At 43.4% G+C, this 22,654-nt stretch carries 20 protein-coding genes; 5 read left to right on the plus strand and 15 right to left on the minus strand.

Annotated features, from left to right (window positions below; all coding sequences use genetic code 11):
• Positions 1-181 precede the first annotated feature (181 nt).
• Entirely contained in the window at positions 182-805 is a 624-nt protein-coding gene (locus BW976_RS12495; RefSeq protein WP_076373617.1) for a class I SAM-dependent methyltransferase, read from the plus strand.
• 267 nt (positions 806-1,072) lie between these two features.
• On the opposite strand, the gene BW976_RS12500 is transcribed toward BW976_RS12495, so the two are convergent.
• Together BW976_RS12500 and BW976_RS12510 are read right to left on the minus strand one after the other, a co-directional pair.
• Positions 1,073-1,294: a YdeI/OmpD-associated family protein gene (locus BW976_RS12500; protein ID WP_076373618.1), complete on the minus strand. Its 222-nt coding sequence runs from the start codon at positions 1,292-1,294 to the stop codon at positions 1,073-1,075.
• A gap of 493 nt (positions 1,295-1,787) precedes the next feature.
• A complete protein-coding gene (locus BW976_RS12510) occupies positions 1,788-4,535 on the minus strand; it encodes an alpha-L-rhamnosidase (protein ID WP_076373620.1) in 2,748 nt (915 codons plus the stop codon).
• Between the two features lie 277 nt (positions 4,536-4,812).
• On the opposite strand from BW976_RS12510, the gene BW976_RS12515 reads away from it, so the two are divergent.
• Positions 4,813-5,298, plus strand: a complete 486-nt coding sequence (locus BW976_RS12515) for a DinB family protein (RefSeq protein ID WP_076373621.1) — start codon at positions 4,813-4,815, stop codon at positions 5,296-5,298.
• 75 nt (positions 5,299-5,373) lie between these two features.
• Here BW976_RS12515 and BW976_RS12520 read toward each other — a convergent pair whose 3' ends face one another.
• The 10 genes from BW976_RS12520 to BW976_RS12570 all read right to left on the minus strand — a co-directional run bounded on the left by BW976_RS12520 (position 5,374) and on the right by BW976_RS12570 (position 16,381).
• Positions 5,374-5,574, minus strand: coding sequence for a hypothetical protein (locus tag BW976_RS12520; protein WP_076373622.1), 201 nt, complete (start codon positions 5,572-5,574; stop codon positions 5,374-5,376).
• A 389-nt stretch (positions 5,575-5,963) separates the two neighbouring features.
• Positions 5,964-6,794 (minus strand): amidohydrolase family protein, encoded by an 831-nt coding sequence (locus tag BW976_RS12525; RefSeq protein ID WP_076373623.1) that lies wholly within the window; start codon positions 6,792-6,794, stop codon positions 5,964-5,966.
• Positions 6,787-7,632 (minus strand): fumarylacetoacetate hydrolase family protein, encoded by an 846-nt coding sequence (locus BW976_RS12530; protein ID WP_076373729.1) that lies wholly within the window; start codon positions 7,630-7,632, stop codon positions 6,787-6,789. Before BW976_RS12530 ends, BW976_RS12525 begins: the two co-directional genes overlap by 8 nt.
• A gap of 100 nt (positions 7,633-7,732) precedes the next feature.
• Positions 7,733-8,497: an SDR family NAD(P)-dependent oxidoreductase gene (locus BW976_RS12535; RefSeq protein WP_076373624.1), complete on the minus strand. Its 765-nt coding sequence runs from the start codon at positions 8,495-8,497 to the stop codon at positions 7,733-7,735.
• 120 nt (positions 8,498-8,617) lie between these two features.
• On the minus strand, positions 8,618-10,279 hold the full coding sequence (locus tag BW976_RS12540; RefSeq protein ID WP_076373625.1) for a UxaA family hydrolase: 1,662 nt from the start codon (positions 10,277-10,279) through the stop codon (positions 8,618-8,620).
• Positions 10,280-10,320: 41 nt separating this feature from the next.
• The gene (locus BW976_RS12545) at positions 10,321-11,670 is read right to left on the minus strand and encodes an alpha-L-fucosidase (RefSeq protein ID WP_076373626.1); all 1,350 of its coding nucleotides are present in this window, start codon (positions 11,668-11,670) and stop codon (positions 10,321-10,323) included.
• 21 nt (positions 11,671-11,691) lie between these two features.
• Positions 11,692-12,024, minus strand: coding sequence for an L-rhamnose mutarotase (locus tag BW976_RS12550; RefSeq protein ID WP_076373627.1), 333 nt, complete (start codon positions 12,022-12,024; stop codon positions 11,692-11,694).
• A 258-nt stretch (positions 12,025-12,282) separates the two neighbouring features.
• Entirely contained in the window at positions 12,283-12,807 is a 525-nt protein-coding gene (locus tag BW976_RS12555) for a GNAT family N-acetyltransferase (protein WP_076373628.1), read from the minus strand.
• 57 nt (positions 12,808-12,864) lie between these two features.
• A complete protein-coding gene (locus tag BW976_RS12560; RefSeq protein WP_076373629.1) occupies positions 12,865-15,285 on the minus strand; it encodes an ABC transporter permease in 2,421 nt (806 codons plus the stop codon).
• Positions 15,286-15,508: 223 nt separating this feature from the next.
• Positions 15,509-16,381, minus strand: a complete 873-nt coding sequence (locus BW976_RS12570; RefSeq protein WP_076373631.1) for an AraC family transcriptional regulator — start codon at positions 16,379-16,381, stop codon at positions 15,509-15,511.
• A 652-nt stretch (positions 16,382-17,033) separates the two neighbouring features.
• On the opposite strand from BW976_RS12570, the gene BW976_RS12580 reads away from it, so the two are divergent.
• From BW976_RS12580 to BW976_RS12590, 3 genes are read left to right on the plus strand one after another with little or no spacing between them, the layout of a single operon-like run.
• Entirely contained in the window at positions 17,034-18,434 is a 1,401-nt protein-coding gene (locus tag BW976_RS12580) for an ATP-binding protein (protein WP_076373633.1), read from the plus strand.
• 50 nt (positions 18,435-18,484) lie between these two features.
• The gene (locus BW976_RS12585; RefSeq protein WP_076373634.1) at positions 18,485-20,146 is read left to right on the plus strand and encodes a response regulator; all 1,662 of its coding nucleotides are present in this window, start codon (positions 18,485-18,487) and stop codon (positions 20,144-20,146) included.
• Positions 20,147-20,156: 10 nt separating this feature from the next.
• Positions 20,157-20,429 (plus strand): UBP-type zinc finger domain-containing protein, encoded by a 273-nt coding sequence (locus BW976_RS12590; RefSeq protein ID WP_076373635.1) that lies wholly within the window; start codon positions 20,157-20,159, stop codon positions 20,427-20,429.
• A gap of 58 nt (positions 20,430-20,487) precedes the next feature.
• Here BW976_RS12590 and BW976_RS12595 read toward each other — a convergent pair whose 3' ends face one another.
• The 3 genes from BW976_RS12595 to BW976_RS12605 all read right to left on the minus strand — a co-directional run bounded on the left by BW976_RS12595 (position 20,488) and on the right by BW976_RS12605 (position 22,650).
• Positions 20,488-20,925: a DoxX family protein gene (locus BW976_RS12595; protein ID WP_076373636.1), complete on the minus strand. Its 438-nt coding sequence runs from the start codon at positions 20,923-20,925 to the stop codon at positions 20,488-20,490.
• A 182-nt stretch (positions 20,926-21,107) separates the two neighbouring features.
• Positions 21,108-22,100 (minus strand): sugar phosphate isomerase/epimerase family protein, encoded by a 993-nt coding sequence (locus tag BW976_RS12600; protein ID WP_076373637.1) that lies wholly within the window; start codon positions 22,098-22,100, stop codon positions 21,108-21,110.
• Between the two features lie 61 nt (positions 22,101-22,161).
• Positions 22,162-22,650, minus strand: coding sequence for a hypothetical protein (locus BW976_RS12605; protein ID WP_076373638.1), 489 nt, complete (start codon positions 22,648-22,650; stop codon positions 22,162-22,164).
• Positions 22,651-22,654: the final 4 nt, after the last annotated feature.

The following is a 22,654-nucleotide window of genomic DNA, read 5'->3' on the forward strand; positions in this document are numbered from 1 at the left end:
CCTTTGGTCGTCGCTGCGCTTGTCCACCCTCACTTTGGCCTTGCCGAAAAGAGGGGATTTCTCTTATTTTTGTCATCCTGAGCAAAGCGAAGTATCTATTTTACAATTGAAAAGTTCAACAATAGATGCTTCACTCCGTTCAGCATAACAAGTTTAGTTTTTATACCTAATTACCCCCCCCATGACCATGAGCACCCCTGAAAAACAACATTGGGAAAATGTATACGGCACCAAAGCCGAAGATGATGTAAGCTGGTTTCAAAGCTATCCTAAAACTTCGATGGATTTTGTGGAATCGCTGCAGGTGGACCTGTCGGCCAATATCATTGATATCGGTGGCGGTGATAGTCGTTTGGTGGATGCTTTACTGGATAAAGGTTATCAAAATATATGGGTACTGGATATTTCCGCAGCATCTATCGAAAAGACGCAAAAAAGACTAGGTGCTAAAGTAGCCAACGTGCATTGGATAGTATCAGACGTTACCGAATTTGTACCGCCTGTAAAGTATCACGTTTGGCATGACCGGGCTGCTTTTCATTTTTTAACCACCGAAGATAAAATAGCCGGTTATGTGTCTATAGCGGAAAAAGCCATTCATTCAGGGGGATATCTGGTATTGGGTACGTTTTCAGAAAATGGGCCTACCAAATGCAGCGGCCTGGAGATCAAGCAATATTCTGAAGCCTCGATGGCTACCAGGTTTGCCGATTCCTTTGAAAAATTAAGATGCATCACCGAGGATCATCAAACGCCTTTTAATACCACGCAAAATTTTACTTTCTGTAGTTTCAGGAGAAGATAAACGAGCAGGTAATATCGAATAATGAATTTTGAATTTCCAATATCGAATTTCATCATTCGGTATTGGGTGTTCAGTGTTAGATATTAAAAAAATCTGTTTTAGTTCCATCCCCACGGGAGGGGTGTGGCTGGCATGAGCGCAAAGGCAGGGAGGGGTTTACGCACCTGGTATAAATTTGCAAACATCAGAAACCCCTTCCTCCCCTTCCCGAGGGAAGGAATCGCACGGGCCTCCGTTTTTTAAAAATTTCATTGAGTGGATAGCATCTCAGGTTTTCAGGGTCTTTTGCTTATTAAGCAGCATGATGAGTGCTTTATCGGCCCGAACCTTACGGGTATCTTCCTGTTTGGCCGATCCTACCCAATCACAATACCCTTGTTTGTAAGATTTGGAAAGGCTTTCAAAAAATTCATTGGCTTCTGCGTTCTGGTCAAGCAGGGCCTGCAGCTCGGCAGGGGTGCCTTCAATATGTTCGCCTTTTTTGAGCATGTTTATCTGTTTCGAGCTAATATAAATAAATTTTGCAGCTCCAGATGCAGCTTTAGAGCATTGTTCCAAGTTCTCACCCCATGGGAGGGGTTTGGTTGACGGTGCTTGGCAGGGAGGGGTTCATACGCCCTGCATAAATTGCAAATTTCAGAAACCCCTTCCTCCCCTTCCCGCAATGTCATTAAGTTAAGGGGAAACGCAAAAGCAATTCCGCAAAAGCCCCCTCTAAACGGCGAAGCCCTCATGTAATAATCTCCCCCGGAAGGGGAGACTTAGCTTCAATTTTTTAAAGTCCTCCCTACCGGGGAGGATTTAGGTGGGGCTCCATGTGCTTAACTTAATGACATTGACCCTTCCCGAGGGAAGGAATCGCACTTGCCCATTGCTTTTGAAAATCATTTTTAATATAGGCAAAAACGGCATGTCAGTCTGAACTCGTCGAATACTCGGGCGCATAGGCCTACCCACCATTATTCGACGAAGTTCACCATAACTACATCTTTGCCGTGACCGCCTTTTTCTCCTTTACCTCTATCCATGGGTAACTGAAGGTATAATCGCCGGAACCAACGCTGATGGTAGCGCCGTTATCATCCATATGTGCCGTATCCGGGGCTAGGGGTTTCCCGTCCAATTTTACCTCCTCGGCGTGGGCCTTCGGTAAGGTTATATCGGCCGTGGTGTTAGCTGGTATGTTCACATGGATCTGCATGGTACCATTATTTACCTCCCATCCCGACAATACCTGGCCATACATACTCTGGAAGGTAGCTTTAACAAAACTGAATTTCTGATGAGGTTCGGGTTTAATAATGATATGCTTATAACCGGCCTTACCCAATTGTAACCCGGCCATTTGCTGGTACATCCAATCGCCAACAGCACCGTACGAGTAATGGTTAAAGGAGTTCATGCTTTTGTCTTGAAAAGTACTGTCGGTTTTGATGCCGTCCCAACGTTCCCAAATAGTGGTAGCACCCATTTTTACCGGGTACAGCCAGGAAGGATATGTTTTTTGCAACAGCAGATCATAAGCCACATTACTATAACCATTTTGCGACAGTACCTGGCATAAATAAGGTGTACCTAAAAAGCCGGTAGACAGGTGATTATTACGGCTACGCACATCTTCAACCAGGTAAGCAGCGGCTTTGGCTTTCAGACTGTCTGGTATCAAACCAAATTTCAGTCCCAACACATAACCTGTTTGCGAGTCGGCAAAAATGCGTCCCGTTGCGGTCATATAGTTGCGCACAAAGGCTTTTTTAACCTGCTCATATATTCCGTTGTAGTATGTTTCATCAGCGGTATTACCTAACACTCCGGCCGCCTGGCTCAACAGTTTGGAGGAATAAGCATAAAAAGCGGTAGCGATCAGGTCGGGGTTGGTATAGCCATTGGGCTCCGAAAAATCATAAATTCCTGGTCGATAAAACAGCCAATCGCCAAAAACGCTGCCGTTATGCCATATATATTTATCACCGGATTGCTTAATGATATAATCAACATAGCCCTTCATACTGGCATATTGATTTTGAAGGATGCGTTTATCGGCATAAACCTGGTACATAGTCCAGGGCACAATAACTGACACATCGCCCCAGCCGGCTGAGGTAGCATGATTGGTATCAAAAACATTGGGTACCACAAAGGGCACCCTCCCATCCGCCGACTGATCGGCAGCCACATCTTTTGTCCATTTGGCAAAAAAGGTAGCCACCTGCATATTGAAGGCCGCAGTGCGCGAAAACACCTGGGCGTCGCCTGTCCAACCCAGGCGCTCATCACGCTGCGGACAATCGGTGGGGATATCCAGGAAATTACCTTTTTGTCCCCATTGGATATTATGCTGCAACTTGTTGATCATGGTATCGGAACAGGTAAACTGTCCGGTAACCGGCATATCGGAGTGTACTACTACGGCCGTAAAACTCTCCGGTTTCAGTTCACCCGGAAAACCTTCTACCGCTATATAGCGGAAACCCATAAATGTAAAGTGTGGCTCAAATACCTCAGTCCCGTTACCTTTAAGCGTATAATTAATAGTTGCCGTTGCCGAGCGCAGGTTGGCGGTATAAAATTCACCAAATTTATCCAGCACTTCGGCATGGCGGATCTTTATGGTTTGGCCGGCGCTGCCGCTTACTTTTAAGCGTACCCAACCAGTAAGGTTTTGCCCAAAATCAACAATCTGCGTGCCTTTGGGGCTTTTAAATATAGCAATGGGTTTAATCTCTTGTATTTTGTGCACGGGTACACTTTGTACCCCTACCAGTATTTTATTATTAAAAGAGGCCACATCTACGAGTTCCCAGCCGGCATCGTCAAAACCTTTACTGGCCCAGCCGGATATCTCTTTGCGGGCATCATAGTTTTCACCATCATAAATACCATCTAGCCGTATGGGGCCTTCATTTGTACCCTTCCATGAACTATCGGTATTGATATTTTGGACCGTACCATCGGCGTAAGTAATCTGTAGCTGACATAACAGGGCCAGTTTTTTACCCCAAAATCCCCATTGGTTAGTATAACCTGTTGTTCCGCGGAACCAGCCATCGCCTACCATGGCTCCTATTACATTATCGCCTTGTTGCAGCATGGCGGTAATATCATAAACCTGGTATTGCAGGCGTTTTTTATAGGAGGTCCAGCCGGGAGTGAGCACCTGGTCTCCTACTTTTTTGCCATTCAGATACAGTTCATATAAACCATGCGCCGTAGCATATGCACGGGCAGATACTATCTTTTTGGATACGCCGAACTGTTTGCGCAGCATGACTGCCGGTATTTTGCGCGCTGTCGAATCCTGTTTAGGCTGTATCCAGCTGGCCGTCCAGTCGGCAGGCGAAAACATACCTGTTTCAAAATAAGCCGGTTTGCTCCAGGCAGATGCGTGGTTGTGGTTATCCCAGATCCTCACCTGCCAGTAATAGCGGGTGGCCGGTTTTAAGGAAGTTCCCCCGTAAGTGATCAGGATAGAAGAATCGACATTTACCTTGCCCGTGTTCCAAACAATTTTAGATGAGGAAAAAGAGACATCGGTTGCCACCCTGATATTGTAGGCCTGCTGCATCGTATTTCGCTGGGGAGTATTGATCTTCCAGCTAAGGCGGGGGGTTACAATATCGATACCTACAGGATTGCTAAGGTATTCGCAGGTTAAACCATCGGCTACCGGGGTTTGTGCCACGCACATTACCGGTAAAAGCAATAAGAGATAAAAGAATATAGGTTTCATTGATGATAATTGGTAAATCAATTATATCAATTGCATTTTATGATGGCAACCCCTTCTGTCTTATCTGTGAAAAAGGATGCCCTGCTGAGCTCCGTCGAAGCATGGTAGGCAAGCCTCTGCGCTCAGCCCTTCAACTGAGCTCAGCAGGGCACCTCTCTTTTAACACATTTCTTCATGTTGTTTTATTTTTTCATTTATAAAAACCTGCTGACATAGGGTTGTCACCATTGGGTTGTTACTTTGAATCATCAAACAATAACGATAAAACAATAAAGCCATGTCAGCCATCACCCTATTATTAAAAGAAATGGACCAGGAAGCGCAAACGACCCGTAAAATGCTGGAACGTATCCCAAATGATAAATTTAAATGGCAGCCGCACGAAAAAAGTTTGAACATACAGCAATTGGCTAATCACATTGCCGAACTACCTGCATGGGTAACCATGACTTTAACCTCCGACGGGTTAGACTTTGCCGCCAAACCTTACAAACCCATACCGAATAATAACACTCATGACCTGCTAGATTATTTTGAGGAATCATTAAAAAGCGGTAAAACTCACCTGGTTCATGCAAAAGAAGCCGACCTAAATAAAAAGTGGACTTTGCGCAATGGTGACCAAATTCTGAACGAATCGACCAAGGGTGATGTGATCAGGATGGCCTATTCGGAGATCGTTCATCACCGGTCTCAATTGGGTGCCTACCTGCGCATGCTAGATATACCTTTACCAGACAGCTACGACGAAGATGCTTTTTAACTAAAAACGAACCTATGAAAAACAAAAAAGCCATTGTTTAATAACAATGGCTTTTTGCATGAGGTATAATTAATACTAATGCCTGTGTTTTGATAAATTGCTTACGTTAATTTCTTCCAGGAAACCATCTTCGTTGATGGCATAGCGGGCATACTCGGTATTGGTATCAATCTTATACACGGGCTTTGATCTTTTCCTGAACTTTTTCCGCACAACCAATAACGGAAGAATGATTACGGCAAGCAGGGCGGTAACTTCTAATAAAATAATATACATGACTTTTTCTTAAAAAATTTGCTTGAAGACATTGGTTATCAACAACAAACAAAGCAATAGTTTTATCCTGTTTCCTGGTTTGGCCTCCGTCTGATAATCATACAGCTAATTATGTGCCATAATTTTCACTAAAATAAAATATTGCACTTTTATTATGATCTGGGTTATAAATACTTGGTAAAAGCTTGTTGTTAACCACAGGGGCATTGGTTAATAACGCATTAACTATTAAGGTGCGTTAACAGTAAAATAGATGTATATCTGTATCAATCAGCCATTCTCAACAGAAGATTACCGTGCTGCTACCACGGTACATAGATACTTACTTTTATTTTATTTAGCAACAAAAATTTCAAAATGATAAAGGTGTATCATTTTGAAATTCAAGTTTATAAATTGTAAAACAGTGTGGCATTTTTGCCCCAGAATAATTCCTGCTCCGTTGCAGAGAGCCCTGAGCAATAATTATTTATCACCTGCATGGTACCTTCATAACCGCCAGCCAGCAGGCAAACGGGCCAGTCGGAGCCAAACATGACCCGGTTGATGCCAAAAGCGTTGAACACGACATCCAGGTAAGGTGTAAAATCTTCGGGTTTCCATGATTTCCAGTCGGCTTCGGTCAGCATGCCCGATACTTTGCAATGTACATTAGGGTGTTTGGCTAAAGCGAGGATATCTTTTTGCCAGCTATGCATATTTTGATCTTTAATAGGCGGTTTGGCCAAATGATCAAGTACAAATTTTTGGTCAGGGAAACCTCCGGCCAGTAATTCGGCATAAGGCAGATGTTCGGGGTATATCAGTATGTCATAAGTATAGCCGTACTTCTGCAGACTGGCAATCCCCTTTTGGAAACGGGGTTGCAGCATATACTGCTTGTCGGGCTCCGATTGTAAAATATGACGAAAGCCTTTTAGCTGATCAAACTGTTTAAAATATTCCAGCCGTTCCTCCAGATTATCTGCTTTCAGATCAACCCAACCTACTACGCCTTTTACAAAAGGGTTAGCGGCGGCCATCTCCAGCAGAAATTGGGTTTCCTTTTCGGATTGATCGGCCTGAACGGCGACACAACCGTCGATGCCGTTTTGTTGTAGCACTGACAGCAGGTCGGCTGGTAAAAAGTCACGTTTGATCACCAGCATTTCATCGTTGATCCAGCTATCACGAACCGGGTCAAATATCCAGAAATGCTGGTGCGCATCAATTTTAGGCATAAGCTACCACGTTTTGTTTTGATTCGCCTAGGCCATCGATGCCCAATTCAACGACGTCGCCTGGTTTTAAATAAAACGGAGGTTTCATCCCCAGGCCAACACCGGCAGGTGTACCTGTCGAAATAATATCGCCGGGCAACAGTGTCATGAACTGGCTGGTATAGGAAATTAAATGGGGCAGATTAAAAATAAAGTTAGAGGTCGTACCATCCTGTAGTATTTTACCATTCACTTTAAGCCATAAACGCAGGTTATGCGGATCGGCAATTTCATCGGGCGTAGCCAAAAACGGACCAAGCGGCGCAAAGGTATCGCAACCTTTCCCTTTGTCCCAGGTACCGTTGCGTTCTAACTGGAACTCGCGTTCAGATACGTCGTTGTGCAACACATAACCGGCTACATAATTCATGGCATCAGCTTCATCAACATAGGATGCTTTTTTACCAATCACTACCGCCAGCTCTACTTCCCAATCGGTTTTTACCGAATTTTTCGGGATCACGATATTATCATTCGGGCCCACAATAGCGGTGGTGGCTTTCATAAATATCACCGGCTCTGGTGGTAGCGGCGCGTTGGTTTCCTTAGCATGATCGGCATAATTTAAACCGATACATACAATTTTTGACGGGCGCACTATCGGGCTACCCAAACGTACACTATCCGCAACTTCGGGCAGTTGTTTATCTTTTATAAATGCAGCCAGACGGGCCACACCGTCGGTTTCAAAAAACTGTTCGGTGTAATCTTCGCCAAAGGCAGATACATCATATTTTTTATCGTTAAGGATCACTCCTGGCTTTTCTTGCCCAATTGCTCCAAATCGTATCAACTTCATATTGATTGTTTTTTTATGTTTTACGTTATACGTCGTACGTTTTACGTTTCTTATTTTACGCAGTTGACTTATAACGTCCAACGTAAAACGTACAACCTCCTTAGTTATTCAGGGTGATAAATCCGCCATCAATAGGATAATCGGTACCGGTTATAAAACCTGCTTCGTCCGAGCAAAGGTATAAAGCTAGCGCTGCTACTTCTTCCGACCGGCCCATCCTGCCAATAGGCTGACTTTTGGATAATTTTTCAAATATCTCATCCTCTTTACCGGCGTAATTTTTGGCGATAAAGCCATCTACAAACGGTGTATGGATGCGTGCCGGCGAAATACAGTTGCACCTGATATTGTCATGCAGATAATCGCGCGCTACCGAAAGTGTCATGGCGTGTATGGCGCCTTTACTCATGGAGTAGGCAAACCGATCGGTAATACCCACGCTGGCTGCTATAGATGCGGTATTTAATATCACACCACCTCCATTGGCTTTTAACACCGGGATCACCGCGAAAAGGCAATTGTAAGCGCCTTTTACATTCACATTAAATACACGTTCAAAATCTTCGGTACTGGTGTTATCGGCCTTGCCGATGTGGGCAATACCTGCGTTGTTTATTAAAATATCAATTTTGCCTATTTTATTAAAAGTATCCACCACCTGCTGCTGACTGCTTACATCGCAGGCATAGCCGGTAGCTTTTCCGTTAGCTGCTTCAATTTCGCTTACGGTTTCGGCCGCGGCCTTGTCATTTAGTTCGATGATATGAACGTTAGCACCTTGCTGCGCAAACAATACCGACATGGCCTTGCCTATACCGCTGCCCCCGCCTGTAATGACTACCGATTTATTGGTTAGTTTAAACATAAGCCCCCTCTAAATCTCCCCCGGTAGGGGAGACTTTTTAATTTTATTGGTTATTTAAATAGTTTAGTTTCCATACTTTTAAAAGCCCTCCCTCCCGGGGAGGGTTTGGCTGGGGTGGGGTTACAACGACACCCCTCTTTTCCAGGGTATAAAATCATCCTGGCCCAGTTTTACCGATTTGGGTTCAACCTCGCCGCTGGCCAATTGGATCACATAATTTAATATGCGTTCACCTGCCTGCTGAATGGTTTCATCACCCTCGATGATCGTTCCGCAGTTAATATCGATAATATCCGGCATACGTTCAAACATAGCCGTATTAGTTGATAATTTAACTACCGGGGTAATAGGATTTCCTGTAGGCGTACCCAAACCAGTAGTAAACAATACGATATTGGCGCCCGAACCTACCTCGGCAGTAGTGCTTTCCACATCGCTGCCCGGAGTACATAACAGGTTTAAACCGGGTTTGGTTACTTTTTCCGGGTAATCCAATACGGCCGCTACCGGTGATGTACCGCCTTTTTTTGCCGCTCCTGCCGATTTAATGGCATCGGTGATCAAACCATCGCGAATGTTTCCGGGTGATGGGTTGGCGTAAAAACCAGAACCATCTGCCTCGGCACGGGCGTTGTAAGTGGTCATCAGCTGCATAAAACGGTTGGCCGTTTCTTCATCCACACAACGGTCGCTCAGTTCCTGCTCCACGCCGCAAAGTTCCGGGAACTCGGCTAATATCACCGAACCGCCCATGGTTACCAGCAGATCGGACACATAACCCAATGCGGGGTTTGCCGAAATACCCGAAAACCCATCAGAACCACCACATTCCATACCAATACACAATTTGGATAATGGCGCGGGCTGGCGTTGATTTTGATTAGCCTGTACCAAACCGGCAAAAGTTTGCTTGAGCGCTTGTTTCAGCAGCTCGCTTTCGGTGCCTACTTTTTGCTGCTCCAGCACCACCATAGGTTTGTTGAAGTTGGGATCGCGTTTGGCAATCTCGGCCTGCAAAATACTTACCTGCGCATGCTGGCAACCCAGACTTAAAACCGTTGCGCCGGCCACATTGGGATGGGTAATATATCCGGCTATCAGCCCGCATAGCGCATCCGAATCGTCCTTGGTACCTCCGCAGCCCATGCTATGATTCAGAAATTTAATCCCGTCGATATTTTTGAACAGTCGTTTGGAATCCGCTTTTTCTGCCGATGCCTGGATATCAGCATTCAATATTTCCTCAACAGATTTACCCGCCTGGTAAAGCTCCATCAGCTGCTCTACATCACCCTCATAACTTTTAGCTTTTTTGTAGCCCAGTTTATCAACCAGGGCCTCTTTTAATACATTGATGTTGCGGTTTTCGCAAAATACCAACGGCACCACTATCCAGTAGTTGGCGGTACCTACAGAGCCATCGGCCCGGTGGTAACCATTAAAAGTTTTACTGTCAAAACTACGGGTATCGGGTTGGTGCCAGTTTAATTTACGCTCGCCCAGACGAAAGCCATCTGATGCATGATGCACATTTTGTGTGCTCAGCAAGCCACCTTGGGGTATGGTGCTGGTGGTTTTACCCACCAGTACGCCATACATATAAATTTCCTGACCGGTTTTTAATTCATTGATCGCGAATTTATGTTTCGCGGCAATACGATCGGCTAAAGTAAAGGTATTACCCTCAAAATTAATCTCTGTTCCCTGCTCCAGGTTTTGCAGGGCTACCAGCACATTATCATGCGGGTGTATCCTTAAAAATGTTTCTTTTTGTATTGACATTATTTAAAAGTCCTTAATCCTTTTATCTATATTCTTTGATCCTAATTCAAGGTCAATTCAATTACAGGTATTTCGTAATTTGGTTTTTTAACAGGCAGGGTTAATTCTACATCCTGACCTGCGGTTTTGCTTAAAAGCTCTGAATGGTCATTTAAAAACTGCGCGTATTTAATTTTGCCGTTATAGCCTGGTAAGGTTAATTTACCATCTTTAGGATAATCAAACAAATGCACATATAAACGTCCGTTTACTTTATTATACGTTAGTTTGGTACCTTCTGGTATCTTATAGCTATCGGGTGCAAAAGTACAGTTATAAATAGACTGATTGTTGGCGTGCATCCAGTGGCTCAGGCTATCCAGCGCGTTGGTTGCGCGGTAATCAAACTCACCACGGGCGGTTGGGCCTACATTTAATATCAGGTTACCACCGTTGCTGGTTGAAGTAATTAACAGGTCAAGCAGCTGGCGGTGTGTTTTCCAGGTATTTTCGTCGCGGTAATAACCCCATGAGCCTGAAAAAGTTTGGCAGGTTTCCCAGGTTTTACCACGGTATTTCGCCAGTTCGGCAGTACTCACCTGCTCAGGAGTTTCAAAATCGGCGCCGTCTTTATATTCTTCCAGGTTCAGGCGGTTATCTACAATGATACCTGGCTGTAATTTGCGGATCAGTTTTAACAGTTCCACAGAACCCCATTCATCTTTACCTTTTCCGTGACCATCCTTACGCGGGAACGAAAAATCAAGCCAAAGGATATCAATTTTACCATATTTGGTTAATAGTTCGGTGATCTGGTTACGCATGTACTGGCGATATTTGGCCATGTCGCGGTTCTTGTTTAAAGCGGCATAAGAGGCGTCGCTTTTATCTTTTGGCGATTGTGGGTGAATCTCATCAATAGTATAATCCGGATGGTGCCAATCAAGCAGGGAATAATAAAAACCTACTTTAAGGCCTTGCGCGCGGAAGGCATCTACATACTCACGCACGAGGTCGCGTTTGGCTTGGGTGTTGGGCGCTTTGTAATCGGTAAATTTAGAGTCGAACAAGCAAAAACCTTCATGATGTTTAGTAGTCAACACCGCGTATTTCATTCCTGCCGCTTTGGCTTGTTTAGCCCATTTTTGAGGATCGAACAGGTCGGGATTAAACTGATCGAAATATTTTTGGTAGCCCGCGTTATCAATCTTTTCATTATGCTTTACCCATTCGTGCCTGGCCGCGCCCGAATACAGTCCCCAGTGAATAAACATCCCGAAACGGTCATCCGTCCACCATTCCATACGTTTTTGTTTCTGGGCATCGGTCTCCGTGCCGATCATTTTTTGTGCAAATACCGGTGAGAGGGTCAGGAGCACCAGCGCAAATAGCAATTGAGTTCTTTTAAACATAATTTATTGAGTTGAATTGGTTTACAAGGCAAATATTTTATCCATCAAAACCCACTTTTCGCCCTTCACTGCTCCCTTTACCGGTTGCTGATATTTCCACATAAGGGTTTCCCATTTCTGTACTTTTACATTCGCAGCATCTGCGGCTGCTTTCTTTTCAAAACTGAAGCTATCATCGGTTTCCATGATCATAAATAAACGCACATCAAAACGATAGATCTCCATATTGGTAATACCAGAATCAATGATACTTTTACGGATCTCGGGCCAGATGGCCTCGTGGTATTTTTCGTACCCGGCAATCAGGGCATCGTCATCAACCAAATCAAGTGTTAAGCAATATCTGTGGGCCATAGCTATTTTATAAAGCTGGTTACATTGGTAATACAAAGAAATAAGGTTTGGCTTTAAATAGTTATCCCGAAATCATCAAAGTGTTAAGCTTTTTTGGCATGGGTTATAGGAGTAAGGATTTTGGGAGCAAGGATTAAGGACAAAGGATAGTAAGACTGATTAGTTCCCTCCCCACGGGAGGGGTGCGGTTGGCATGTGCACAAAAGCAGGTAGGGAATCGCACTGGCCATTGCTTTTGAAAATCAATCGCGCGTTAAACTACTTCTCTCTTATCCGCTTCCAATAAATCATAGTAGCGGTTAACCCTCCATGGGGTTTCAAGGCATAATCCGGAATGATGCCGGTTAAATTGAAACTTTGCTTTTCATATAGCCCGGAGGCACCTTCCTCCTGCGCGGTGTCAAGCACTAGCAGGCTGCGATTATGTTCTATGGCCAGTTGTTCGGCGGCTTGTAATAGGGCTTTGGCTATTCCCCTACTCCGGTAACTGATGCGGGTCATCATTTTGGCTATTTCGGCACGGTGTGGTTGGTTGGGCGGCAGGCTGAGTAATAATGTCACAGTGGCTACCAGTTCATCGTCATCAAAAGCTCCCAACACAATACGCTCTCCACGATCAGCGGCGGCTAAAGAGCTTGTCCAAAAGTTATTGGCTTCGGCTAAAGTTAAAGGGTGCATAAAACCAACTGAACCGCCATTTGCTACAACTTCAACCAGTATGGTGCTCAGCGCGGTAAGCGTTTCAGGCGTATTGTTTAATGGTTTAATTTTTATTTCGGACATAGCTTTCTGCTTAACGTGCCAGGTAAAGTTCTCTCCTTTGGAGAGGATTAGGTGAGGCTATTCATTCCTCAATGAGGACGTAGGATTAGTAAGCGCCGCCCTGAACGTGAGATAAAAAGTGGTGCCTATGGCTATAACCACCAGCGCCAATATGGGCAATGCAAACTGCCACCAGGTAAGTGCCACTTTAAATGCATAGTGATTAAGCCACTGGTTGATAAAAATATAGGCCACCGGCAAAGCAAAAAGGCTTGATACCAGTATCAATTTCACCACATCCCATGTAAGCAGCGAAATAATGCTTTGTACCGATGCACCTAAAACTTTACGAACGCCTATCTCTTTGGTACGACGCGCAGCCGAGTATGCGGTTAAGCCAAATAGACCAATACAGGCAATAAATATAGCCAATGATGAAAACAGCGTAAACACATGACCAAACTGGGTTTCCTGATTATACTGACGATTGTAAAAATCATCCAGGAAAAAGAAATCAAATGACGATTCCGGGAAATTATCATTCCAGGTGCTCCTGATGTTATTCACCATTTGTAGCATGTTGTTCTGACTCACTTTAACTGAAAAATAATCGGCAGGTATCCATGACAGGGCTGGGTCCATAAACAATATCACCGGGGTATACTTTTGTTGCAGCGATTGCTGATGATAATCTTTAATGACACCGATCACTTCGTTGGGATGTTTGTCGACTGTTTCAAGCCATACTTTTTTTCCAACAGCATCTTCCGGCGAACTAAAACCAAACTGTTTTACTGCCGATTCATTGAGGACTACTCCGATGGAATCCGCCGGACGCGAACGGTCAAATGCCCTGCCTGCAATCAGCTGCATACCGTACGCCTGCATAAAATCATGATCAACCTTGAGCATTTCATAGGTGCGTTCCTCAGATTTTGGCGCACCGAAACGCCTGTTGGCCAAAAACTCACGCACTTCCCTACCTGGTACAGCGCCCGAAAGCGTAACCGCCTTTACACCAGAGAAACTCAGTAATGTATTTTTAAAACTATTGATCTTTTGAGCGTAGTTACTGGTATTTACCGGCGTTTTAATTACGATGGTTTGGTTAATATTTACACCCGTATTTTGGCCGCTCATGTAAACAATCTGCCTGTAAACCGCAAAAGTACCGGCAATAAGCAGTACCGATGCCATAAACTGAAAGGCCACCATTCCCCGGCGCAGCAATATCCCGCTTTTTGAAAACGCGAACCTCCCCTTCAATACCACGATAGGTTTTAACCGCGCCAATACCATAGCCGGGTAAATACCTGATATTAAAATACTACCTAAAAACACCGCGCTTACTTTTATTAACAGGGCGCTGTTAAACAGCAACCCATAAGTGTTGCTGTCATACAAGTAATGCGACAATCCGTAACGAGCACCTAATACCATTACAAAGCTCAACAACAAGGCTGTTATGTTAATGATGAATGATTCCATCAAAAACTGTAGGATAAGTTGTGAAACATGCGCCCCGCTTACTTTACGGATACCTACTTCCCGGGCACGATCAACCGATTTGGTGGTTGCCAGGTTAATATAGTTGATGCAGGCTATCACCAGGATGATGAAGGCTATTATATTTAAAAAATTAACCGCGAAACGGTTACCTTTTACCTCTATTTCATAAGGCTTGGCCGGGTTTAAATGAATATCGGTAAGTGGTATCAGTTTTACGGCCCACTTCAATTCTTTTAATGATGGACCTGTTTTATATCGCTCAGCCAGGGCAGGAAATTTAGCTTCGACCGATTGAATGGTAGCGCCCGGGTTTAATTTTACAAAAGTGTAGCTTTCATGCTGGTACCAAAAATTTTGGACAAACTTAGATGAAGTTGCCCAGGACATGAGGAAGCTAAACTGCATAGTTGAATTAGCCGGAATATCTTTAAACACGCCGGTAACCATGCAATGATACTTATCGCCAAGCGTGCTTACATCCAGAAATTTACCCATCGCATCGGCATTGCCAAAATATTTTTTTGCTGCCGATTGTGATATAACTATAGTGTTTACTTCTTTAAGTGCCGTTAATGGGTCGCCTTTTACCAATGGATAGGCAAAAAAACTAAAGAAGTTACTATCAGCAAAGCAAACATGTTCTTCCCGATATTTGGTGTTATTATATTTTACAACCCGCTCAGAATTGGCCCAGCTAATGCGGGCATAGGAAGCAATCTCGGGGAAATTGGCTTTCATAGCCGGGGCATATCCATTGGTACTGGTTGGCCAGCTATCGGTAAGCTCATGCCCCCGGTAAAACTGACTTTCAACACGATAGATATGAGGCGCATCGGGATGTAGGCGATCAAAGCTTTTTTCAAAATTCACAAAAGCCGTGATGAGTATGAACGCCGCCATACCCAACGCCAAACCGGTTACATTAATAAAAGTATATATTTTGTTTTTTACCAGATTGCGGTAGGTAACCAATAGAATATTACGAATCATAATTTGAAAAGGTTGGAGGCTAAATATAAGGATAATTGCCTATTTATCAAGCCGCCGCTACACCAATTCAGGAGAAATTACCTTTGTTAAAGTGGGTTTACATGGTTTACACTTTTTATGGTTTACATTTATTTATGTTATTAATAATCAATAAGTTAAGTAATAAAACTCATCATAAAGTGAATTTACATGTAAACCCACTTTATGATGAGTTCCTATCCTCCTACGGATTTTTAGTAAATTCTTTTTGATACATGAGCGGGCTTTTCCCGGTTACCTGTTTAAAGTGCTTATGAAAAGTCGAAAAATTATTAAATCCGCTATCGTAACAGAGTTGCTTGATATTCATCTTATTCTCAATCAATAATTTACAGGCATAACCAACCTTTATTTCAATAATAAATTGCGAATAGGTTTTACGGGTTTTTGATTTAAAATACCGGCAAAAGGAGTTGGAGCTTACTCCCGCTATTTCGGCTATCTCGTCAAGGTATATCTTTTTTCTGAAATTACGCACCGAGTATTCATATATATTATTGAGCCTGTCGTTTTCCGATTCGTTATGATCATACTTGAAACCAATAGAAGTAAGGTAGTTACCCGGGTTGCTGATAGCCACAGCATTGAGTGCTTTAAGCAACGTGATGATCCTTTCGGCACCATCGGTATCCAGCATATCCTCCAACAATTTGCTGAGTTTTTCTTTGGTGCTTCCGCTTATCTGCAAGCCCCTTTTTGATCGTTCCAGCAAAACTTTGATGAGCTTGTTTTCGGGTAGCTGCAAAAAATGGTCGCCCCAAAAATTTTCGCAAAAATGCACTACAATTATCTCTACTTTTTCGTGCCCGTTATGATCAAAATACACATCATCAAAGCGCCAGTAATGCGGCAAGTTTGAGCCAACCAAAGTCATATCGCCGGCTTTAAATTGCTTAATGCTGTCGCCGACAAATTGGGTACCGCCACCTTTTTTAAAGTAGATCAATTCAAGTTCAGGATGACAGTGCCAACGGTTATTGATATCGGGCAACACATCGCGTCTTACACTAAACGAATGTGCGGGTCCCGAAGAAACTTTCAGTAAAAGCGGTTTCATTCAAGCTATTTTACAATTGATAGGGTAAATGTATATAAAAAATGTACAAATAGCTTAATTTTATAACAGTCAGCCATATAAAATAATTTTATTGCTCAATAAAGATCGTCATTAATGAAGTTTTAACCAGGTTAAAAAAGACGCAAACTAATGCCATTGATTTTACGTATAATAACAAAAAAAAGCGTTCCGGTATCTCACCCCCGGAACGCGCTTTACTGATTAAATCAATAACATCAACTAAATCCAGATCAATCTCATGTTTGATCTTTCTTACCAGCTTTCTCAGGGATGGTAAGGCCTTCAATGCTTTATCTCTCCAACAAGGTGGCGGCTTCTGGCCGTCACCGGGAAGTTGTTTGTATTTTTTAAACTTTATTCAGAGGCAACAAATACGAATGTAGTTTATTTAGAAATAAAATTACAATAATCTTATTATCAATAATATACATTTATAAACACAAAAATTTCCTCCTAGTCCTCCTGATATTACCATCTTATAATTAGATTTCTCCTCTTAATGTAAATCATTGGGCATAAGTTACCCAATTTAAAAATCATGCGTATTTTAGCAAAAGCAATTTTGCTGGGTTTAGTGCAGCGCAATATTGTGCTCATTAAACTGTTGAATAATAATAGCTAATTTTAATACATGCAAACGGTAACTGTATCCTGGCTAAAATCGCTCGAAGCATTTAATAACGTACCCGAAGACCAACTGCAATGGCTGCTGGATAATAGTATAGATAACTTTTTTGAGGATGGTGAGTTCCTGATGCAACCCGGCGAACCCATGAGCGGCCCTCATATTATGGTTGAGGGCGGCATGCGTTTTTTTATGATGCAAGGTGGTTCCAGACGCGAATTTACAGTTGTAGATAGTGGCAATATCACCGGCTATCTTCCCTTTTCAAGAGGAAAGATATCTAAAGGGTATGCACAGGCCGTTGGAAAGCTACATATACGCAGCTTTGATACCGACCTGATACCAGATATGATCAGGAATCATTATGAGCTAACGCAATCGCTGGTTAATATCATGACCACCCGTGTACGTGATTTTACGGCCATGCAGCAGCAAAACGAAAAGATGATGGCTCTGGGTAAGTTATCCGCGGGATTGGCGCATGAGCTTAACAACCCGGCATCGGCCATCGTGCGCGACTCGCTTACACTAAAAAAACACCTGGAACAGGAACCAGAAAGCGTTAAGGCCATTTTCACCATGAGACTTGAACCTCAACAGGTTACCGGAGTCACCGACCTCTTATTCCAACAAATTTCACAGCAAAATGCAACCCGCTTAAGCCTTAAGCAGCGTACCCATCGCGAAGATGAAATAATAGAGTGGTTTGATGAGCATGAGATTGAAAATGGTTACGATATTGTTGAAAGCTTTGTTGATTTTAATTTCAGCACGGATACCCTTGAAAAATTTAATGCTCTTGTTGCACCCGAAAACCTGTCGGATATATTAAACTGGATAAGTGATGTGCTGATCTCCGAGAAAATGATCAGTGATATACAGGAATCTGCCAGGCGCATTGCCGAGCTGGTAAGCTCCGTTAAAACCTTTACCCACATGGATCGTGGCCAGGATAAACAATATGCCGATATACACATTGGCATACGCAACACGCTTACCATGCTAGGTTATAAGATCAGGAAAGGCAATATCAACGTTATTGAAGATTTTGACGAAAGCCTGCCCGAAGTAAGGGCGCTGATAGGTGAACTTAACCAGGTATGGACCAACCTGATTGATAATGCCATTGATGCCATGGCCGTTAATGGTACGGGCACATTAACTGTAAAAACCCGGCGCGACCGCGAGTTTGTAGAAGTTTTTATTGTTGATGACGGCCCAGGTATACCACAGGAGATACAAAGCCTGATATTTGACCCCTTTTTTACTACCAAGGAAATGGGCAAAGGCACAGGCATGGGTCTGGAAGTAGTGCAACGAATTGTAAAGCAACACCGCGGCTCCATCAAAGTAAAATCAGAACCAGGCAAAACTGTATTCAGCGTTTGTTTCCTGATTGACGGATGAGCTCTTTAGTATCAAAATATTAATAATTTTACCCTTAGAAAAACACCCCTATGAGCCGCCCTATAATATTCTCCATCGATGATGACCCGCAGGTACTGCGGTCCATAAGCCGCGACATCAGGTCGCAGTATGGCAAAGAGTACAAAATTTTGAGTACCACATCAGCAAATGAGGCCCTGGAAAGCCTTACCGAACTCAAAAACAGTTCGGACGTGGTTGCTTTGTTCCTGTGCGACCAGCGCATGCCCGAGATGGAAGGAGTAAAATTTTTAGAGAAGGCAAAAAAAATATACCCTGATGCTAAACGTGTTTTGCTTACCGCCTATTCAGATACTGAGGCCGCGATAAAAGCCATCAACGATGTACAGCTTGATTATTACCTGATGAAACCCTGGGATCCACCCGAGGAAAAGCTGTACCCGGTAATCAATGATCTGCTTGATGATTGGCAAAATAATTACGTGCCCGAGTTTGTAGGTATTAAACTGGTTGGATTTCAGTTTTCACCGCAATCGCACCAGATCAAAGATTTTTTGGCAGGTAACCTGATACCGTACCGCTGGTTTGATATCGAAAAAAATATTGATGCAGCTGGTTTGTTAACCTTAAATAATTTAACCACCGACGATTTGCCTTTGGTAATTTTTGAGGATGGTAGTCATATAGCCAAACCAAGTATAAGAGCTATTGCCGAAAAATTAGATAAAAGTCCGCAGCAATTGACTGATGTTTATGATGTTGTGATCATAGGTGCCGGCCCTGCAGGCCTTGCAGCAGCGGTTTATGGTGCATCGGAAGGCTTAAAAACCTTATTGATTGAACGTAAGGCACCAGGCGGTCAGGCTGGTACCAGCTCACGTATTGAAAACTACCTCGGTTTCCCAGCAGGTTTAAGCGGCGCCGACTTGACCAGGCGTGCCATAAGCCAGGCCATGCGTTTAGGAGCCGAGTTTTTATCGCCCCAGTCTGTAAGTGACATCAAACAAAAAGATGGTTACAAAACCATTATTTTGGATGATGGCCCGGAAATTATCAGCCGTACCGTGGTAATTACCACAGGTGTTGATTATCGCAAGCTGGAGGTTAAAGGAGTTGAAAACTATACAGGAGCAGGCATTTATTATGGCGCGGCTACTACCGAGGCTACGGCATGTACAGGTAAAGAAGTATATGTAATTGGTGGCGGTAATTCCGCAGGCCAGGCAGCTATGCACTTGTCCAAATTTGCTAAAAACGTGTATATTATTATCCGTCGCGATGATCTGGTAGCAACCATGTCGGCATATCTCATCCATCAAATAGCAGATACACCCAACATCCAAGTGGTGCCTAATACGGAGATAGCTGAAGCCTATGGTACCAATTGTTTGGAAGAGCTAACCCTGTTAAACTGTAAAACCCAGGAAACAGAAAAAAAGGTAGCTAATGCCCTGTATATTTTTATCGGCGCGAAACCTTATACAGATTGGATCAAGCTCGATATTATCAAAAACAATAAAGATTTTATTGAAACCGGGCGTGAGTTACGCAGCTATGAAGGTTTTGGCAAGATATGGAAGCTTAAACGCGACCCTTTTTTACTGGAAACCAGTTGCTCGGGCATATTTGCTGCCGGCGATGTACGTGCCGGGGCGATGAACCGCGTGGCATCAGCCGTGGGTGAAGGATCTATGGCTATCAGCTTTGTACATAAATATCTGGCAGAAGTTTAATAAAATAAAAATGATAGAAGAGGAAACATGCCAGCATTTGGCTGCTGTTAAAGATATCAAACAACCACAGGATTACATTTGCGAGGAGTGTGTAAAAACACATTCCTCGTGGATGCATCTGCGTACCTGTCAAACTTGCGGTGTTACGCTTTGCTGTGATAGTTCGCCCAACACGCATATGACCAGGCATTTTGAACAAACCGGGCACCCGGTAGTTATCTCAGCCGAGCCCGGCGAACGCTGGCTTTGGTGTTATGTAGATGAATTAGCTACAGGATATTAGCCATCTGAACCTTGATTTGGGCGATTGAAGGGTTACCACGATTCCTCCCAGGAAGAATTTACTGTTTCTCTGAAAGATACTTATCTAATGATATAGGCCCAGACCCCAGGATCATGAAAAGCACCAGTAATACCAGTGCCACAATAGATGGCCATGCCAGAGCATTGATAGGTTCCTGAAATATGCTTGTTAAAAATACCGCGCCCAAAACAATAGGTATTTGTATAATACAACCCAAACGGGTGAGTATGCCTACCGCTATCAGTACACCGCCAACCATGTGGGCAAACGTTACATAATAAACCAGCGCCATCAATACACCAGGTGTCAGATCAACCACATTCTGACTATCAATAAGACTTTTAAGGTAAGCCGTATTTTCCATAAAGGCTATACCTTTCAATAATAAAAATACGCCCAGCGCAATACGTATCAGATCAAGGGCCTTAGGGTGATGAGTATCTCCCCAATTTTCAATTTTATGAACCAGGTTCATGACAGCCTCCTTTTTTTAAAGGTTAATTGGTACACAAGGCAGCGGCTTTATTGAGTTAAAGGTGCATACCTTATTTTAATAAATATAATAACAAACGTGCTATATATGCAAATTGTTTTTTCGACAGGAGGATATGTAAGTAGTTGAAAGTAAGGGCAACCCAACAATTATCTGGCAATTGATCACAAAGCGTGATCTTTTAGCCATCCCCGCAATGTGGATAAGTCTTTTTGTACAGCAGTGGTAAACTGTTGTTTGCTGATAGTTAATTGTTTGGCACCATCCTGCGCACCACCCAATTCATATTCACAATGCAAACTCATGGGCCCGCCTATGCCTTGTTGTTTAACAACTTCAAAGTAATTCTTAAAATCAACCATGCCTTCGCCCAGCGGAACGCTTTTCACCTGCCATTTGCCATCCTTTTTCTCCCAGTAAAAATCCTTGATGTTGGTGGTTTTAATAAAAGGGACAAGGGGCTGTATCGAAGTAGCCCAGGTATCGGCACCTTCGGTGGTAGCATGCCTGATATCATACTGGCAACCAATGGATGCCGGATCAAGATCTTTAAGCGCCAGCCAAAGATCCCAGACAGAGGCGCCAAACAGATCGCCCGAATGGTTCTGATAAGCGCCGTGCATATGGTATTGTTTATTTAAAGCAGCCAGGCCAGCAAGCTGTTTACTGATTACCTGCAGGTTTACTGGGACGCTGAGAGCTTTATCATAATTAAACCAGGCCGTACGGTAATATTTAATACCCAGTGCCGAAGCCGCTTTTAAAATATCCGCAGCATATTTTTCATCAGCCTGTTTAATATTGGTTACTATGGAATATACTTTTAATCCGGCTTTTTCAACCGCGGCAACCGCCTTTGGCAGATCGGCGGTAACATTCTCGGGCAGTACATGACCATCGGGACGCACGGTAAGGTCAACGCCATCAAACCCCATTTCGGCAGCCAAAGCAGCCATATCGGTATAATTAAGCCAGTGCAAATGCTTGGAGAAGATGCTTACCCTGATCTTTTCGGCAGCGGGAGTACCTGTGTTGTTTTGGTCGTTAAAAGCTAGGTGATCAGAAGATGTTTTTCCGAGGGTATTTAATCCCAAAGGCACCCCTACAGCTGCCAGTGCGGCCGTAGTAATAAACTTTTTGCGACTGATGGTTTTCATAGGCTTTATCAATTGGTTATGCAATATAATAAAGCTATACTGAATTTTGACCGGCGAAAGTTTAATCGAACCCGATAAACTCTTTCTGCTTTACTTCCAATGATCCGAATGTGTTGTTGCGGTTAACATATACGGCTATATGATAAAAGCTGTTGTCAAAGAGGTAAATATTATTTGCGGCGTCGGCGCCCTGGATATTCATTTTTAACCCGGCACTTTTGGCTTGTGTTATTAAATTAAACAGATGCTGAGGGGTTTGTGATTTATAGGTGACCGTACGCAACATAGTTCCGTTGCTGAGCTTATAACCTTCGCCTATGATCACGGTTTCCTGGGTTTTATTGCCTGCAATTTTGTGCAGGTGCTCTACGGTGTGGCCATTAACATCCTGCAGGTACTCGTTTTTAAATCCTTTGCCATTCACCAGGTAATTATGGGCATCATCATTGGGCATGTTGGAGATATTGATCAGGTCGTTCAGTGTAATACTTTGACCAAATACATCAACACTACAACATGCCAGTAAGGCTATCAGGAGATATTTCTTCATTTTT

The organism is Mucilaginibacter lappiensis (assembly GCF_900155965.1).
Lineage (GTDB): Bacteria > Bacteroidota > Bacteroidia > Sphingobacteriales > Sphingobacteriaceae > Mucilaginibacter > Mucilaginibacter lappiensis.